A 16,892-nucleotide genomic window follows, 5' to 3' on the forward strand; every position below is an offset into this window, starting at 1 on the left:
TCGATCAGCCGTACACCGGGAACTTCCGGCACTGCGCCTCGACCTTGTCGCGTACCTTGGCGATCACCGCCTCGTCGCCCGGCGCGTCGAGCACGTCGCACAGCCAATTGGCCAACTCCACGCAGTCGGCTTCCATGTAGCCGCGGGTGGTGACCGCCGGGGTACCGATGCGCAGGCCGGAGGTGACGAACGGCTTCTGCGGGTCGTTCGGCACGGCGTTCTTGTTGACCGTGATGTGCGCCTTGCCCAGCGCCGCCTCCGCGTCCTTGCCGGTCACGCCCTTGCCGATCATGTCGACCAGCATGAGGTGGTTCCGGGTGCCGCCGGAAACGATCTTGTAGCCGCGTTCGATGATGGTCCTGGCCATCGCCTGCGCGTTCTTCACCACCTGCTGCTGGTAGGTCTTGAATTCCGGTTCCAGCGCCTCCTTGAAGGCCACCGCCTTGGCGGCGATCACGTGCATCAGCGGGCCGCCCTGGATGCCCGGGAACACGATCGACTGCAGCTTCTTCTCGATCTCCTCGCCCGGGTCCTTGGCGACAATGATGCCGCCGCGCGGACCGCGGAGGGTCTTGTGCGTGGTCGAGGTGACCACGTGCGCGTGCGGCAGCGGGCTGGGATACACGCCGGCGGCGACCAGGCCGGCGACGTGCGCCATGTCCACGAACAGGTACGCGCCGACCTTGTCGGCGATGGTGCGGAAGCGCGCCCAGTCCATCACCTGCGAATAGGCCGAGAAGCCGGCGACGATCATCTTCGGCTTGTGCTCCACGGCCAGGCGCTCGACCTCGTCGTAGTCCACGAAGCCCTGGTCGTTCACGCCGTACTGCACCGCGTTGAACAGCTTGCCCGAGAGGTTGACCCTGGCGCCGTGGGTGAGATGGCCGCCGTGCGCCAGCGACATGCCCAGGATGGTGTCGCCCGGCTCGAGCAGCGCGAAGTACACCGCCTGGTTGGCCTGCGAGCCCGAGTGCGGCTGCACGTTGGCGTAGGTGGCGCCGAACAGTTGCTTCACCCGCTCGATGGCCAGCCGCTCGGCCACGTCCACGTACTCGCAACCGCCGTAGTAGCGCTTGCCCGGATAGCCTTCGGCGTACTTGTTGGTCAGCACCGAACCCTGGGCCTCCATCACCCGCGGGCTGGCGTAGTTCTCCGAGGCGATCAGCTCGACGTGGTCCTCCTGCCGGCGCGCCTCGTCGGCCATGGCCCGGGCCAGTTCGGGATCGAAACCTTCAATCGTGCAGTCCTTGGGGAACATCGGGGCCTCGGCGGGTGGATGCGGGTAAGCGGGAAAGTGTAGCCCTGCCGGGGGCTTGCGGCCACCACCGGCGCCGGCCCGGTGCAGCCCCCAGACCATCACGTAGCTGATCACCATCAGCAGCAGCCAGGAGCCGAGCTTGCCCAGCGGCACTATCGCCCAGCCATGCCGCTGCGCAGGATAGAGCCACGCGCGGCTGAACGTGCCCACGTTTTCCGCCAGCCAGATGAACAGCGCCACCAGCACGAAGCCCAGCAGCAGCGGCATGCGCCGGTGAACGCGGCGGATGCGGTAGTGCACCCACGCCGGCCCGAACAGCACGGCGAGCGCGGCGAACAGCAGCGGCCACGCGTCCGGCAGGTAGTGATGGGTGAAGAAGTTGAGGTAGATGCCCAGCGCCAGGAGCAACGCCGGTGCGAATGGCGGATGCCCGGCGAAGCGGAAATCTAACAGCCGCCAGGCGCGCGCGATGTAGCTCCCCACCGAGGCGTACATGAAGCCGGTGAACAGCGGCACGCCGCCCAGCCGCAGCAGTGACGGCTCCGGATAGGTCCACGACCCCACCGCAGTCTTGAACAGTTCCATCAGCGTGCCCACGGCGTGGAACAGCGCGATCACCCTGGCCTCCCGCGGGCTTTCCAGCCCGCTCGCCAGCAGCGCCAGCTGGATCCCCAGCGCCGCCAGGGTGAGGAAGTCGTAGCGCGCCAGTGGCGCATCCGCCGGATACCAGCGCCAGGTGGCCAGCAGCAAGGCGACCATCAGCCCGCCGAACAGGCAGGCCGACGCCTGCTTGAGGCCGAAGCAGGCGAACTCCACCAGGAAAGCCGCCCAGCGCCGGTTCGGGTGCCACCACCACGCACGCCGCCACGCGCCGACACCGTATGCCGGACCACCGGTCAGGGCCATTCCGAGCTCTCCCATACATGCGATGCGCCAGCCTGGCCGCGCGGCATGGCATCCCGGCGGCGTGCCGCGGGCGTCGCTCGGGCGTTTGCGGGCCGGCGGCTCCGCGACGACGTGCGCTCTGCTATACCGGCGGCCCGTCCTGCCCTGGGAGACGCCATGAAAGCACGCACGCTGGGCCGCAGCGGCCCGCAGGTCTCGGCGCTGGGCCTGGGCTGCATGGGCATGTCCGAACTGTACGGTCAAGCCGACCGGCGCGAGAGCATCGCCACCGTCCACGCCGCCCTGGATGCGGGCATCACCCTGCTCGATACCGGCGACTTCTACGGCATGGGCCACAACGAGATGCTGCTCGCCGAGGCGCTGGCGGGTCGGCCGCGCGACAGCTACCTGCTCAGCGTCAAGTTCGGCGCGCAGCGTGGTCCCGATGGCGCCTGGCTGGGCTACGACGCGCGGCCGCAGGCGGTCAAGAGCGCGCTGGCCTACAGCCTGCGGCGCCTGCGCACGGACTACGTCGACATCTACCGCCCCGCACGGCTGGACCCGGCGGTGCCGATCGAGGACACCGCCGGCGCCGTGGCCGAGCTGGTCCAGGCCGGTTACGTTCGGCACCTGGGCCTGTCCGAGGTCGGCGCCGAAACGATCCGCCGCGCCCACGCCGTGGTACCGGTGGCCGATCTGCAGATCGAATACTCGCTGATCTCGCGCGGGATCGAGGGGGCGATCCTGCCCGCCTGCCGCGAACTCGGCATCGGCATCACCGCCTACGCCGTGCTCTCGCGCGGGTTGATCAGCGGGCACTGGTCGGCCGACCGCCAACCCTCGGCACGGGACTTCCGCCAGCACAGCCCGCGCTTCCAGGGCGCCAACCTCGAGCACAACCTGGCACTGGTCGACCGCCTGCGGACGCTCGCCCAGACGCATGGCGCGAGCGTGGCGCAGCTGGCCATCGCCTGGGTACTCGCACGCGGCGAGGACATCGTGCCACTGATCGGCGCGCGTACCCGGCCACGGCTCGAGGAGGCGCTCGGCGCGCTGGACGTGGGACTGGGCGAGGATGACCTGGCCGCGATCGAACAGGCGGTGCCGCCGGGCGCGGCGGCGGGCGAGCGCTACGCTCCGGCGCAGATGGCGATGCTCGACAGCGAGAAGCGCTGAACCCCAGGCTTGAACGGCACCACAACGCCGCCATCTGGGCGACCTGCGCGCGTACCCGCCCCGGCGCGACGGCGGCCGCCACCCGGCCACGGCTTCGGCCGGCCCGGCCGAACCGCTATACTGACCGTTTACCGAACGCCCTCTCCCGCCCGCCACCGCAGGCGGCCGCGGCGTACGTCTCCGGAGGCTCCATGCAGTACATCTACACCATGAACGGGGTCAGCAAGATCGTTCCCCCGAAGCGCCAGATCATCAAGGATATCTCGCTCTCCTTCTTCCCCGGCGCCAAGATCGGCCTGCTGGGCCTGAACGGCGCGGGCAAGTCCACGGTGCTGCGGATCATGGCCGGCGTGGACACCGACTACCAGGGCGAGGCCCGCCCGCAGCCGGGCATCAAGGTCGGCTACCTGGCACAGGAGCCGCAGCTCGATCCGGACAAGACCGTCCGCGAGGTGGTCGAGGAAGGCGTCGCCGAGATCCTCAACGCGCAGAAGCGCCTGGAGGAGGTCTACGCCGCCTACGCCGAGGAGGGCGCCGACTTCGACGCGCTCGCCAAGGAACAGGAGCAACTGGAAAACCTGCTCGCCGCCAATGACGCGCACGCGCTGGAGCGCCAGCTCGAGGTGGCAGCCGACGCGCTGCGCCTGCCGCCGTGGGACGCCAAGGTCGGCCCGCTCTCCGGCGGCGAGAAGCGCCGCGTGGCGCTGTGCCGCCTGCTGCTGTCCAAGCCGGACATGCTGCTGCTGGACGAGCCGACCAACCACCTGGACGCCGAGTCGGTCGAGTGGCTGGAGCACTTCCTGCAGGACTACCCCGGCACCGTGGTGGCGGTCACCCACGACCGCTACTTCCTGGACAACGCCGCCGAGTGGATCCTCGAGCTCGACCGCGGCCGCGGCATCCCCTGGAAGGGCAACTACACCGAATGGCTGGAGCAGAAGGACCAGCGCCTCAAGCAGGAAGCGCAGCAGGAGAAGGCGCGCCAGAAGGCGATCGAGAAGGAGCTCGAGTGGGTGCGCTCGGCCGCCAAGGGCCGCCAGTCCAAGGGCAAGGCGCGCCTGAACCGCTTCGAGGAGCTGAACTCGGTCGAGTACCAGCGCCGCAACGAGACCAACGAGATCTTCATCCCGCCGGGCGAGCGCCTGGGCAACGAGGTGATCGAGTTCAAGAACGTCACCAAGGCGTTCGGCGACCGGGTGCTGATCGACGACCTGTCGTTCAAGATCCCGCCGGGCGCGATCGTGGGTGTGATCGGTCCGAACGGCGCGGGCAAATCGACGCTGATGAAGATGATCATCGGCAAGGAGAAGCCGGACGCCGGCGAGATCAAGCTCGGCCACACGGTCAAGCTCGCCTACGTCGACCAGTCGCGCGATGCGCTGGACCCGAGGAACAACGTCTGGCAGGAAGTCTCCGGCGGTGCCGACATCCTCACCATCGGCAACTTCGAAATCCAGTCGCGCGCCTACATCGGCCGCTTCAACTTCAAGGGCACCGACCAGCAGAAGATCGTCGGCAACCTCTCCGGTGGTGAACGCGGCCGCCTGCACATGGCCAAGACCCTGCTGCAGGGCGGCAACGTGCTGCTGCTGGACGAGCCGTCCAACGACCTGGACGTGGAAACCCTGCGCGCACTGGAAGACGCGTTGCTGGAGTTCCCCGGCTGCGCCATCGTGATCAGCCACGACCGCTGGTTCCTCGACCGCATCGCCACCCACATCCTGGCCTTCGAGGGCGACTCGCACGTCGAGTTCTTCCCCGGCAACTACAACGAGTACGAAGCCGACAAGAAGCGCCGCCTCGGCGACGACGCCGGCCCCAAGCGCGTGAAGTACAAGAAGCTGGCCTGAGTGGATCGCCCCTCCGCGCGAGGGGCGTCCTGCTCCCTCTCCCCCGGGGAGAGGGCCGGGGTGAGGGGCCGCGCCAGCCTCGGCCCCCATCGAGCGACACTACGATCACCACAGCACGAGGAGCCTTCCATGCACTTCATGCAGTCCCTGCACCAGGCATGGCAGCGCAATGACTCCCTCGTCTGCGTCGGCCTCGACCCCGAGCCGGCCAAGTTCCCCTCCCACCTGCGCGGAACGCCCGACGCGGTGTTCGACTTCTGCCGCGCCATCGTCGACGCCACCGCGGACCTGGTCTGCGCCTACAAGCCCCAGATCGCCCACTTCGCCGCCCTGCGCGCCGAAGACGCGCTCGAGCGCCTGATCGCCCACATCCATACCGCCTACCCGGGCATCCCGGTGATCCTCGACGCCAAGCGCGGCGACATCGGCTCCACTGCCCAGCACTACGCGACCGAAGCCTTCGAGCGCTACAAAGCCGACGCCGTCACCTTGAACCCGTATCTCGGCCGCGACTCCATCCAGCCCTTCCTGGACCGCGCCGACAAGGGCGTGATCCTGCTCTGCCACACCTCCAACCCCGGCGCCGCGGACCTGCAGGACCTCAGCGTGGAAGGCACCGACGGCCGGCGCCTGCCGCTCTACCAGCACGTGGCCCGCACGATCGCGAACGAGTGGAACGCCAACGGCAACTGCGCCCTGGTCACCGGCGCCACCTGGCCGGAACAACTGGCCCAGGTGCGCGCCCTGGTCGGCGACATGCCCCTGCTCGTGCCCGGCATCGGCGCCCAGGGCGGCGACGTCGAAGCCGTGCTGCGCCATGGCCGCACCCGCAATGGCACCGGCCTCATGATCAGCTCCTCCCGCGCCATCCTCTACGCCGGTACCGGCGAGGACTTCGCCCAAGCCGCCCGCCGCGCCACCCGGGACCTGCGCGGGCAGATCAATCGCCACCGCGGCTGAGGTGGCATCTCCACCGCCCTCGAGGCCCGAAACCGGCAAAGGGGCAGGTTCCATGCAGCCAGAACCGCCTTCGCAGCCCGACGGCGGAACAGTTTTCGCCAGCTGGCCCGGCATCGAGACCTCGTCCGCGGGGTTGAAGCACGACGCGGAAAGCCCGGTTACGCCCGAACGGCTGCGATGGGCGCACATCATCTTCGTCATGGAGCGCGCGCATCGCGCCAGGCTTTCGACCAGGTTCCAGCCTCGCCCGGGCAAGGCTCGCGTGGTTTGCCCTCGATATCCCGGACGAGTTCGCGTACATGGACCCGGAACTGGTTCGCCTTCTCGAGGCCATAGTGACTCCTTACTTGCCGCCGCTGTAGCCGGACACTAGGCTGCAGGCCAGGCCCGCCACGGCCGGATCGGTCCACCGCCAACCCGAGCTCCGCCATGTTCCTGCCGATTGTCCTCAGCGCCGCCGCCAGCCTGGCGCAGCCGATCGAAGAGCCCGTTCGTCCCGCCGTGCCGCTCTTCGTGCCGCGGGGGCTTCCCGTGTTGCTGGATGGCCGCATCGACGGGGCGGAATGGGGGGATGCCGCCGAGATCAGGCTCGCGCACGACGTGCGGCTCCTGCTCAAGCACGACGGCAGGTTCGTCTATGCGGCGGTCGTCCTGCCGGCGCCACGCGTGTTCGGCGTGAACCTCTATCTTGCGCGGGACGGTGCCGCGGGCGCGTACCTGAACCTCCACGCCTCGGCGCGGCTGGGCGAACGCAGCGGATACGGGAAGGCCTGGCCGGAGTGGCGCTGGTGGAACAACTCGGGGTGGACCGCGAACGTGGCGCGCTTCAACGGCTTCGAGGGCCAACGGTTCCTGCCCGATCGGGCGAAGGAGTTCCAGATCGCCATGGCGCGCTGGCCGCGGGACGGCTTCCGGATCAGCCTGGACATCGAGACCTCCGAGGGGACGGCGTCGCCGGTAGCGAACAGCCTGCACGCGGATGGCAGGAACTGGTACGTGGGCCGGCTGAGCCCCTAGCGATCCCGCCCGGCCCCCCCGCGTTGCCGCACCGCGCAGGGCGGGTTTCGGCACAGGGTGCAAAGGGGCCTCGCGGTTTCTGCCATGCCCATCGCAAGCGCGTAGCGCAGCATCGCCCGAGGGACGCTCGTGGACACATGGATCAACGTCCTTTTCGCACTGTCGCGGATCGGCCTCGGCGTGAGGACCGTTTGGAAACGCCGCGCGGCGCTCCCCGGCCAGCGGGACCTTTTCGACGACTTTGACAGCGGCGAACCCGGCTGGGAAGCTGACGGGTGGGTGGCGGCCCTCATCGGGGTCCTCGAGGTTATGCTCGGGCCGGGCTGGCTGCGACTGGCGTTCCATCCTTGGCGGGCAGGCCGTGTCGGCACTCACCCGTGCCGCCGATGAGCCGCTCCATGACCAGCGGAGGCCATGCATGATCTGCCGCATGTGGCACGGGCGAACCCTTCGGTCCAAGGCGGACGCGTACGCGCGCTTCCTCGCAGAGCGCGCGGTTCCGGACTACCGGTCGGTCCCGGGCAACCTGGACGTGACCGTCCTGCGCCGTGACGAGGGCGACACCACGCATTTCGTGACCGTGACCCGCTGGGCATCGGAAGACGCCGTACGAGCCTTTGCCGGGGATGACCTGCTGAAGGCCAGGTACTACCCGGAAGACCGGGATTACCTGCTGGAATTCGAGCCGCTGGTGCAGCATTACCAGGTGATCGCCACGACGACAGCGTGAGTGCCGCAGGTGTCCGCCGCCCGCCCATCGAGCGCCTCAAGGAGCTACCCATGTCCATCCGACTGGATCACCTGATCGTTCCCGCACGCGACCGCAAGGCGGCCGCCGCGCGGCTGGCCAGCATCCTGGACGTGCCCTGGTCGGAGAACACCGATGCCGGCCCTTTCAGCCCGGTCTACGTCAGCGACGAGCTGACGCTGGATTTCGGGCAGATCCTCGGCGAGTTCTCGGTACAGCACTACTGCTTCCGGGTCGACGAGGCGGCATTCGACGCGATCCTCGGCCGGCTCGTGGAGCAAGGTATCCCGTACCGCAGCAACCCGATGGGGCCGATGGACATGCAGGTCAAGCGGCAAGGCGACGGCCGCATCGTGTACTGGTCGGAACCGGACGGGCACGTCTGGGAGATCCTGACCGCCAGCTACGCTCGGCGCCCGCAGTAGCTGCCGCCGCCCGGCAAGTCCGCCGAGCGCGCGATCCATGCGCTTGCGTAGGCGGCAGCGCGCGACGGCCGCTCCCGTCACAGCTGGCAGATGATCCTGCGCATCGCCGAATCGTTGCGCCTGTAGTGCGGGCCAGGCTCGTCGAAATGCTCATCCAGCAATTCGAGCGTGGTCACCTTGGCGACGTCGAGCAGCGCTTCGGGGTGGCTTCCGCCCCGGATCTGGTACACGCGCAGGACCACCGTGCCGCGCTTGCTCTCGCCCAGGCACTGCGGCTCGCCGAGGCGCTCCTTACCGCTGTAGACGATGCGCAGGCGATGCCTGTGCTCGATGGCATGGGTGAGGAGCTGGATGCGCTCTTGCAGGTTCATGACCGCGGATCGTCCAGGCTGCCGGCACAGCCTGCGCGCGCCTCTGTCGAGGCACGGTCATCCCGCCGCGGAGGCGGCCCCCACCCGCGCCGGCGCAGGCCGCGGCCAGCGGCCACGCAGCCAGCGCTCGCAGGGCCCGGACAGCCAGCGCGCCACCCCGCAGCCCAGGGCCCAGCACAGCGCGAAGGCCGCCGGGTACCAGAGGAACCCGAGCCGCGGATCGGCCCCGCTCCACCGATACAGCCGCATCAGCCCGTACACCACGAACATGTGGCTGAGATAGATCTCGTAGCTCAGCCGGCCCCAGCTGCACAGCCAGCGCAGGCCGCGCGGCACCCCCGGCGCATCGAGGCGGAAGGCGACCAGCAGCGCGAGGGTGGAGCCGGTCAGCAGCAGCAGGGTGCCCTCGTGCAGCAGCGGCCACAGCCAGTGGCCGCCCAGCGTGGCGCCGAGCAGGCCCAGCGCGCCGAACCGGCGCAGCACTCGGCAGGCAAGCGGCGGCCACACCCTCGCCGGCGCCGGCGCCAGCGCACCGAGCACGCCGGTGGCGATCGCGGCCATGCCGGGCAGGTAGGCCTTCTCCTGCCAGATCTCTTTGCCGTCCAGCGCGGCGCGCGTCCACGGCAGCGACAGCGCCAGCATGAACAGCAGCGGCGCCAGCACCCAGGTGCGGCGGGTCAGCAGGCAAACCAGCGGAAAGCCGAGATAGAAGGCCTCCTCGATCGACAGCGACCACAGCACGTCCCAGCTGCCCGGCAGGTAGCCGGTCAGGCCCTCGTACCAGTTGAGGTGCAGGCCCAGCGCCGCGAGCAGCGCGCGACCGAGCGACTGGCCGGGGCGATGGATGACGTAATCCGCCACGCCCAGGCCGTGCAGCACGACGAGCACCGCCAGCAGCGCGACCAGGCAGGGCACGATGCGGGCGAAGCGGCGCGCGTAGAAGGCCGCGGGCTCGATCCGCGCCAGGCTGCCCCAGCGCTGCAACGCGTTGCCGGCGATCAGGAAGCCGGAGATCACGAAGAACACGAACACGGCCTCGTAGCCGTTGTAGTTGAGCGCCTGCAGCAGCCGCACCGGCAGCACGTCCGCCAGTGCGGTGGCCTTGAGCGGGATGCGCATCGGCAGGCCCAGATGGTTGAGCAGCACGAACACGATGGCCAGTCCGCGCAGCAGGTCGATGCCCGCATTGCGCGGAAGCGCGTGGCGCGCGGCCTCATCCATAGCGCTTGAGCTCGCCTTCGTCCCTCAGGCTGAATGGCGTGAAGTGGGTCCCCTCATCGAAGGTGTCGACGCCCTCGCGCGACTTGAGGAAGCCCACCGCGGCGTACGTGAGCGGCGTGAACACCACCTCCACCAGCACCTTCATCGTCCAGTTGAAGACGATCACCTTGACGATGGTCTGGCCCTCCCAGATGCCGGTGAAGGCGATCGGGTAGAAGGTGAGGCTGTCCACGCCCTGCCCCACCAGGGTCGAGCCGATGGTGCGCGTCCACAACCAGCGGCCGCTGGTGAGCAGCTTCATCTTGGCCAGCACGAAGGAATTGGCGAAGTCGCCCAGCCAGTAGGCGACGATCGAGGCCAGCGCGATGCGCCAGGTGCCGCCGAAGACGATCTCCAGCGCCGGTTGCAGCTGCGCATTGAAGGGCTCGGACGGGCTCGCCGGCATGCGGATGATCGCCTGCGACATCAGCGTGGCGAACAGCATCGCGCCGAAGCCCGCCCAGATCGCACGCCGCGCGCGGGCGTAGCCGTACACCTCGGTGAGCACGTCGCCGAAGATGTAGCTGACCGGGAAGAACAGGTTGCCCGCACCGAAGGACAGCGCGCCGAGCACCGGCAAGGTCACCGTGCACACCTTGGCCGGCCCGATCAGGTTCGAGCACAACAGCACGGCGACCATGCCGCCGACCAGCAAGTCGTAGTAGCGAAAGCCGCGCAGCGGCGCGGCGGATCCGTTGGCGTGCATGGAGCCCCCTGGCAGCGAGGGGCCTAGGATACGGGCTGCGCGGCCACCGTGCGCTGCGCGCGTACCCAACGCCCGGCCAGGCCGGCCCGACCGGCGGTGCCGCGGGGTGGGTCCGGCTAGCTACCAGACCGCTTCCGGGTTCACCGCCTCGTCGACCACCACGCCGCAGTAGTGTGTCCCGCCTTTCAACGGACTGGTGGATGGAGCGGCGGCCGGGGCGACATGCTCCATGCGCAGGGTGCAGGCCGGGAAACGGTGATGACGACCGAGGTTTATCGCTCCTGGCGAGTGCCGGGTCGACAGATCGCACGCATGGCTCAGTCCTCCACCACCGCCTGCCCAGGGAACAGCACGTCGGTGAAGCCGAACTTCGAGAAATCGGTAATGCGCGACGGGTACAGGCGTCCGATCAGGTGGTCGCACTCGTGCTGCACCACACGCGCATGGAAGCCTTCCGCCGTGCGGTCGATCGGCTGGCCCTGCGGGTCGATGCCCTGGTAGCGGATCAGCGTGTAGCGGTTGACCGCCCCGCGCAGGCCGGGCACGGACAGGCAGCCCTCCCAGCCTTCCTCCATGTCCTGCGAGAGCGGCGTGACCAGCGGGTTGAGCAGGATCGTGCGCGGCACCGCGGGCGCATCCGGATAGCGCTCGGAGCGGTCGAAGCCGAAGATCACCAGTTGCAGGTCCACGCCGATCTGCGGCGCGGCCAGGCCCACGCCGCCGGCCGCGGAAATGGTGTCGAACATGTCGCCGACAAGCTCTTCCAGCTCGCGGCTGCCCAGCATCGCGTCCGGTACCGCAGGTGCGATGCGCAGCAGGCGCGGATCGCCCATCTTGAGAATCTCGCGGATCATGGCAGGCCTCGCATCGTCGACGTGCAGGCGGAAGGGACTGCGGGCGCTGCGGCCGGATTGCAAGGGACCGCCACGCCCCCGGGGTGCCGCTCAGCGGCTGCCGAACACCTTCCTGAGCAGCGCGGTGGTCCGGGCGGCGGGGTCGTGGCGGATCGACTGCTCCTGCTCGCCGATCACGGTGAACAGCCCGTCCAGGGTCCGCGCGGTGACGTAGTCGTCGAGGTCGAGCGCGCTGGGCTTGCCGCTCGCGCCGTCGCCACCGAGGCCGCCCAGCGAGCCGAGCACGCCGCCGAGGGCCCCGCCGTTGCCCGCGGTGAGCGCCTTGTACTTCTGCGTCACGCCGACGCGGTCGGTGGCCTCGGCGACGATCGGACGGATGCGCGCGGCGAGGGCCTCGCCGGCGGTGCGGCGGAAGAAGTCGGTCGCCGCGTGGTCGCCGCCGCTCAGGATGCCGCGCGCATCCTGCACCGTCATCCGGCGGATCGCGTCGCCGAAGATGTCGGCCACCTGCGGCACGGCCTTCTCGGCGGCGCGGTTCATGCTGAGCTCGAAGGCGTCGACCTTGGCCCCCTGCCCGAGCTGGCGGGCGAGCTGGCCGGCCTGCTCCAGCTTGCCGGGCAGCGGGATGCGCACCTTGGCATTGCCCCAGAAGCCGTCGGTACGGCCGAGCGACCGGATCGCGTTCGCGGTGCCCTTGGCGAGCGCCTCCTTGAGCCCGGCGGCGACGTCGGCCGCCGGCAGGGAGGCCGCCCGCGAGGCGCCGTGACCCCGGGACTGTTTCAGCTGCTTGAGCAGCTCGTCCAGCTGACCGTGGGCGCCGGCCGGCAGGGCGACGGCGGCGAGGGCGAGCCCGAGCAGGCCGGAGCGGATCGAACGCAAGGGCATGGCGGTCTCCGAAAGCGGGAGGAACCGAGTGTACGCGGCCCATCGGCCGGTGGCACCGCCGGCATTCGACCAATGGCTAATACGCCCGCGGCCGCTGTGCCATTGACCCGCGCGGGGCGCAGGACGACCCTTGCCGGTATCCGCCAGGAGAAGTGCCCATGAACGCCAGCGCCTCCGTTCCCGCCAGCCCTGCGGCAAAGATCCTCTGGGCCGCCATCGCCATCGTCGGTGCCTTTTGCCTGGGCGTGGTCGCCCTGCGCCGCGGCGAGCCGATCAACGCGATCTGGCTGGTCGCCGCGGCCATCGCCGTGTTCGTGATCGGCTATCGCTTCTACGGCAAGTTCGTGGAGCATTCGGTGCTGCAGCTCGATCCGTCGCGCGCCACGCCGTCCATGCGCCATCCCGACGGCCTGGACTACGTGCCCACCGACAAGTGGGTGGTATTCGGCCATCACTTCGCCGCGATCGCCGGCGCCGGCCCGCTGGTGGGTCCGGTCCTGGCGGCGCAGATGGGCTATCTGCCGGGCACGCTGTGGATCCTGTTCGGCGTGGTGTTCGCCGGCGCGGTGCAGGACTTCATGATCCTGGCGCTGTCGCTGCGCCGCGACGGCCGCTCGCTGGGCCACATGCTGCGCGAGGAGCTGGGACCGGCGCCGGGCGTGGTAGCGATGTTCGGCGTGCTGGTGCTGATGATGATCGTGCTGGCGGTGCTGGCGCTGGTGGTGGTCAAGGCGCTCACGCACAGCCCGTGGGGCACCTTCACCGTGGCGTGCACGATCCCGATCGCGCTGCTGATGGGCGTGTACCTGCGCTGGCTGCGGCCGGGGCGCATCCTCGAGGTGTCGATCATCGGCCTGGTGCTGCTGCTGGCCTCGATCTGGCTGGGCCGCTACGTCGCCGAGTCGGCCACGCTGGGGCCGGCGTTCGACTTCGACGCCAGGGCGCTGGCCTGGCTGCTGATCGCCTACGGCTTCTGCGCCTCGGTGCTGCCGGTGTGGCTGCTGCTGGCGCCGCGCGACTACCTGTCGACCTTCCTCAAGATCGGCACCATCGCGCTGCTGGCGCTGGCGATCTTCCTGGCCGCGCCGACGCTGCAGATGGCGGCGGTCACGCGCTTCATCGACGGCACCGGGCCGGTGTTCCAGGGCAACCTGTTCCCGTTCCTGTTCATCACCATCGCCTGCGGCGCGGTGTCGGGCTGGCATTCGATCATCGCCTCGGGCACCACGCCCAAGCTGCTCGCCAACGAGGGGGAGGCACGCATGGTCGGCTACGGCGGCATGCTGATGGAGGCCTTCGTGGCGATCATGGCGCTGGTCGCGGCGGCCTCGCTTCACCCGGGCGTGTACTTCGCGATGAACTCGCCGGCGGCGCTGATCGGCACCACCGCCGAACAAGCCGCACAGACGATCAGCCAGTGGGGCTTCGTGGTCACGCCCGACGACCTGACGCGCACCGCAAGCGACATCGGCGAGGCCAGCGTGCTCTCGCGCGCCGGTGGCGCCCCGACGCTGGCCGTGGGCATGGCGCGGCTGCTGCACGAGATCGTCCCGGGTGGCGGCATGATGGCGTTCTGGTACCACTACGCGATCCTGTTCGAGGCGCTGTTCATCCTCACCACGGTGGATGCCGGCACGCGCGTGGGCCGCTTCATGATCCAGGAGATCGCCGGCCTGGTGTACAAGCCGCTGCAGCACACCGAGTCATGGACCGGCAACCTGCTGGCCACGGTGATCTGCGTGGGCCTGTGGGGCTACTTCCTGTACCAGGGCGCGGTCGATCCGCTCGGCGGCATCAACACGCTGTGGCCGCTGTTCGGCATCGCCAACCAGATGCTGGCGGCGATCGCGCTGATGCTGGCGACGGTGGTGGTGGTCAAGCTCAAGCGCGAGCGCTACGTGTGGGTGCCGGGCATTCCCGCGCTGTGGCTGATCGTGTGCACGCTCACCGCCGGCTTCGAGAAGCTGGTCGGCCCGATCAGCTTCACCGCCGCGGCGCAGAAGTACGCCCAGGCGATGGCCGACGGCAAGCTGCTCGCTCCGGCGAAGAACGCGGCCGAGATGCAGCGCATCGTCACCAACAACTACGTCGACGCGGCGCTCACCGGCCTGTTCATGCTGCTGGTGCTGGCCATGGCCGCCTTTGCCCTGCGCACCATCCTGCGCGCCTGGCGGATCAACCACCCGACCGCACAGGAAGAACCGTACGTGGCGCTCGACACCGTCGCGGCGCGGGCGCCATGAAAGAGCTGCTGCGCTCGGCCTGGTCGCGCGCCGTGCAGACGGCGCGCCTGTGCTGCGGCGTACCCGACTACGACGCCTACGTGCGCCACCTGCGCGAGCACCATCCCGAGCGGCCCGTGCCCAGCTACGCCGAGTTCTTCCGCGAGCGGCAGGCGGCGCGCTACAAGGGCACGGGCGGGCGCTGCTGCTGAGACGCCGGCCGCCAGGACCCGCAGCCTGCAGGAGCGTCCTGCTCGCGATGCTTCAGCTCTAGCGTGTGCCGGGCAGAACCCGTCGCGAGCAAGCCCGCTCCTACTCGTCCCGGGACGGCTCAGACTTCGTGGTGCAGGGCTTCCGCCTGCACCGTGGCGCCGGGCCGCGGCGCCAGTTCCACCAGGTACATCGCCGCCAGCACCAGCGCCCCGCCGGCCAGCATGCGCCAGGTGAGCGCGTCGACGCCGAGCGAGACGGCAAAGGCCGCCGCGAACACCGGCTCGGTGGTCATCACGATCGCCGCGCGGGCGGGCGGCAGGTGCGCCTGCGCCCAGGTCTGCATCAGCATCGCGCCGGCACCGGCGACCAGCGCCATGTACAGCACGGCGCCCCAGGCGGAGGCGTCGGGCGGCAGCGCCGGTCCCTCCGGCGCGGTGGCAAGCAGGCAGACCGCGGCGATCGCCGCCACCTGCACCGCCGACATGCCGACCGCGTCCCCCTCGCGCGACCAGCGCCCCAGTCCCACGATGTGCAGGGCGTAGAGCGCGGCCGAGGCCAGCGTGAGCCACACGCCCCGGTCGACCGAGACGCCGTGCAGCGACAACAGCGCCAGCCCGCCGGTCGCCAGCGCCACTGCCAGCCAGACCGGCGTGGCGATCCGTTCGCGCAACCGCAGCCAGGCGAGCAGCGGGGTGAACACCACGTACATGCCGGTGACGAAGCCGCTGACGCTGGGGGCGATCAGCTTGAGGCCCCAGGTCTGCAGCAGCTGGCCCAGGCCGTAGACCACGCCCAGCAGCAGCGCGCGCCCCAGCTGCGGTCGCGCCAGCCGTCGCACCGGCCTTGCGAACAGCACCAGCATGACCAGCGCCGCGAGCACGAAGCGCACGGCGAGGAAATCCACTACGCGCATGCGTCCCACCACGTCCTTGATCAGCACGAAGGTCGAGCCCCAGACGGCGGTCAGGGCGAGCAGGCCGAAGGTGGCGGCCAGGGTACGGGGGCGCGAGGAAGTCATCCGCCCATTCTATGGGCAGGAGCGAGCTTGCTCGCGACGCTTCTGCCTTGCCGTGCCCCGAGCGGAACGCGACATCGCGAGCACGCTACCGTGCCGGGCGCGAAACCCTGGCCAGGCGCCACAGCTGGCCGGGGATCTGGGCCGCGAAGTGCGCCCAGATGCCCACCCACACCAGGCCGGCCAGCAACGGGTTCCGTGCGGCCGGGTCGAACTTGCGGAACCAGCGCCACATGCCATGGTGCTTGTGCCGGCTGACGAAGATCGGCCGGTGCCGGCTCGATCCGCCCTTGCCGTGCAGCACGCGCACGTCGCCGGCCAGCAGCACCCGGCAACCGGCGTCGCGGGCCCGGCGGCACAGGTCCAGGTCCTCGCAGTGCAGGAAATAGGCCTCGTCGAAACCGCCGAGCTGCGCGAACACGCGCTGCGGCAGCAGCATGATCGCCCCGGAGACCGCTTCGGCGGGCACCACCCCGGCGGGCACCGGCCCCTCGATGTTCATGCCGCCGCGCCGGCCCAGCAGCGTCGCCAGCGCGCGCCGCAGCAACGGGTCGCGGCGGTACGAGGCGGGGTCCGGAGTCCCGTCGGCGTGACAGACCACCGCGCCGACGATGCCCGCCTCCGGGTGGGCGTCGAGCACGTCGAGCAGCCGCGTGAGCGTATCCGCCTCGAGCAGGCAGTCCGGGTTGAGTACCAGCAGATGTTCGCCGCGCGCCGCCGCGGCGGCGCGGTTCACCGCCGGGCCGAAACCGAGGTTGGCGTGGTTGTAGATCACCCGCAGCCGCGGCTCGCCCGCATGCGCGCGCTCGATCGCCTGCGGCACGCCGTCGGACGAACCGTTGTCGATGAGGATCAGCTCCAGTGGCACGGTGCTGGCCAGCACGCGCTGCGCGCAGTCGTGCAGCGAGGGGCCGCTGTCGGCGCAGACCACGATCACGCTGACCGGCAGCGTCCTTGTGAGGGGGATGGAAGTGGACACTGCGCAAGTATGCGGGAGGCGGCGTGCGGGGAGAACCGGGGCCGGGTGCCCTGCCCCCTTTGCGGCTC

The 16,892-nt window shown here is 69.9% G+C and carries 16 protein-coding genes and 2 pseudogenes; 9 read left to right on the forward strand and 9 right to left on the reverse strand.

The genetic code is table 11. From position 1 onward, the window contains the following. Positions 1–4 precede the first annotated feature (4 nt). Both glyA and WAT24_RS06975 read right to left on the reverse strand, forming a co-directional pair. A complete protein-coding gene (glyA, locus tag WAT24_RS06970; protein WP_336807235.1) occupies positions 5–1,258 on the reverse strand; it encodes a serine hydroxymethyltransferase in 1,254 nt (417 codons plus the stop codon). A 114-nt stretch (positions 1,259–1,372) separates the two neighbouring features. Next, positions 1,373–2,179, reverse strand: a pseudogene (locus tag WAT24_RS06975) (DUF817 domain-containing protein); the annotation flags it as partial. A gap of 141 nt (positions 2,180–2,320) precedes the next feature. Here WAT24_RS06975 and WAT24_RS06980 point away from each other — a divergent pair. The 7 genes and pseudogenes from WAT24_RS06980 to WAT24_RS07010 all read left to right on the forward strand — a co-directional run bounded on the left by WAT24_RS06980 (position 2,321) and on the right by WAT24_RS07010 (position 8,319). Then, a complete protein-coding gene (locus WAT24_RS06980; protein ID WP_336807112.1) occupies positions 2,321–3,319 on the forward strand; it encodes an aldo/keto reductase in 999 nt (332 codons plus the stop codon). A 191-nt stretch (positions 3,320–3,510) separates the two neighbouring features. Next, positions 3,511–5,169 (forward strand): energy-dependent translational throttle protein EttA, encoded by a 1,659-nt coding sequence (ettA, locus tag WAT24_RS06985; RefSeq protein WP_336807113.1) that lies wholly within the window; start codon positions 3,511–3,513, stop codon positions 5,167–5,169. Positions 5,170–5,298: 129 nt separating this feature from the next. Then, a complete protein-coding gene (gene pyrF, locus WAT24_RS06990; RefSeq protein ID WP_336807114.1) occupies positions 5,299–6,129 on the forward strand; it encodes an orotidine-5'-phosphate decarboxylase in 831 nt (276 codons plus the stop codon). Continuing rightward, positions 6,126–6,491 (forward strand): annotated as a pseudogene (locus WAT24_RS06995) (low molecular weight protein tyrosine phosphatase family protein). The gene pyrF and the pseudogene WAT24_RS06995 overlap by 4 nt, the downstream one beginning before the upstream one ends. A gap of 67 nt (positions 6,492–6,558) precedes the next feature. Continuing rightward, complete coding sequence (locus WAT24_RS07000) at positions 6,559–7,146, forward strand: hypothetical protein (RefSeq protein WP_336807115.1); 588 nt, start codon at positions 6,559–6,561, stop codon at positions 7,144–7,146. Between the two features lie 418 nt (positions 7,147–7,564). Then, positions 7,565–7,876, forward strand: coding sequence for an antibiotic biosynthesis monooxygenase family protein (locus WAT24_RS07005; protein ID WP_336807116.1), 312 nt, complete (start codon positions 7,565–7,567; stop codon positions 7,874–7,876). 50 nt (positions 7,877–7,926) lie between these two features. Then, a complete protein-coding gene (locus tag WAT24_RS07010) occupies positions 7,927–8,319 on the forward strand; it encodes a VOC family protein (RefSeq protein ID WP_336807117.1) in 393 nt (130 codons plus the stop codon). A gap of 77 nt (positions 8,320–8,396) precedes the next feature. On the opposite strand, the gene WAT24_RS07015 is transcribed toward WAT24_RS07010, so the two are convergent. The 5 genes from WAT24_RS07015 to WAT24_RS07035 form a co-directional block, all read right to left on the reverse strand. Beyond that, the gene (locus tag WAT24_RS07015) at positions 8,397–8,690 is read right to left on the reverse strand and encodes a hypothetical protein (RefSeq protein WP_336807118.1); all 294 of its coding nucleotides are present in this window, start codon (positions 8,688–8,690) and stop codon (positions 8,397–8,399) included. Positions 8,691–8,747: 57 nt separating this feature from the next. Further along, positions 8,748–9,911 carry an acyltransferase family protein gene (locus tag WAT24_RS07020; RefSeq protein ID WP_336807119.1) on the reverse strand — a complete coding sequence of 388 codons (1,164 nt, stop codon included), beginning with the start codon at positions 9,909–9,911 and terminating at the stop codon, positions 8,748–8,750. Next, entirely contained in the window at positions 9,904–10,656 is a 753-nt protein-coding gene (locus WAT24_RS07025) for a queuosine precursor transporter (RefSeq protein WP_336807120.1), read from the reverse strand. Before WAT24_RS07025 ends, WAT24_RS07020 begins: the two co-directional genes overlap by 8 nt. Before the next feature lie 317 nt (positions 10,657–10,973). Beyond that, positions 10,974–11,510 (reverse strand): peptide deformylase, encoded by a 537-nt coding sequence (gene def, locus WAT24_RS07030; RefSeq protein WP_336807121.1) that lies wholly within the window; start codon positions 11,508–11,510, stop codon positions 10,974–10,976. A gap of 90 nt (positions 11,511–11,600) precedes the next feature. Further along, positions 11,601–12,395 carry a DUF4197 domain-containing protein gene (locus WAT24_RS07035; protein ID WP_425605250.1) on the reverse strand — a complete coding sequence of 265 codons (795 nt, stop codon included), beginning with the start codon at positions 12,393–12,395 and terminating at the stop codon, positions 11,601–11,603. A gap of 158 nt (positions 12,396–12,553) precedes the next feature. Between WAT24_RS07035 and WAT24_RS07040 the strand changes: the two genes are divergently transcribed. Beyond that, positions 12,554–14,638 carry a carbon starvation CstA family protein gene (locus WAT24_RS07040; protein WP_336807122.1) on the forward strand — a complete coding sequence of 695 codons (2,085 nt, stop codon included), beginning with the start codon at positions 12,554–12,556 and terminating at the stop codon, positions 14,636–14,638. After that, positions 14,635–14,829: a YbdD/YjiX family protein gene (locus tag WAT24_RS07045; protein ID WP_336807123.1), complete on the forward strand. Its 195-nt coding sequence runs from the start codon at positions 14,635–14,637 to the stop codon at positions 14,827–14,829. The genes WAT24_RS07040 and WAT24_RS07045 overlap by 4 nt, the downstream gene beginning before the upstream one ends. A 119-nt stretch (positions 14,830–14,948) precedes the next feature. Here WAT24_RS07045 and WAT24_RS07050 read toward each other — a convergent pair whose 3' ends face one another. Continuing rightward, positions 14,949–15,848 carry a DMT family transporter gene (locus tag WAT24_RS07050; RefSeq protein ID WP_336807124.1) on the reverse strand — a complete coding sequence of 300 codons (900 nt, stop codon included), beginning with the start codon at positions 15,846–15,848 and terminating at the stop codon, positions 14,949–14,951. An 85-nt stretch (positions 15,849–15,933) separates the two neighbouring features. Further along, entirely contained in the window at positions 15,934–16,824 is an 891-nt protein-coding gene (locus WAT24_RS07055) for a glycosyltransferase family 2 protein (protein WP_336807125.1), read from the reverse strand. Positions 16,825–16,892: the final 68 nt, after the last annotated feature.

Origin of the sequence: Fulvimonas yonginensis (genome assembly GCF_037137055.1) — a bacterium.
GTDB lineage: Bacteria > Pseudomonadota > Gammaproteobacteria > Xanthomonadales > Rhodanobacteraceae > Frateuria_A > Frateuria_A yonginensis.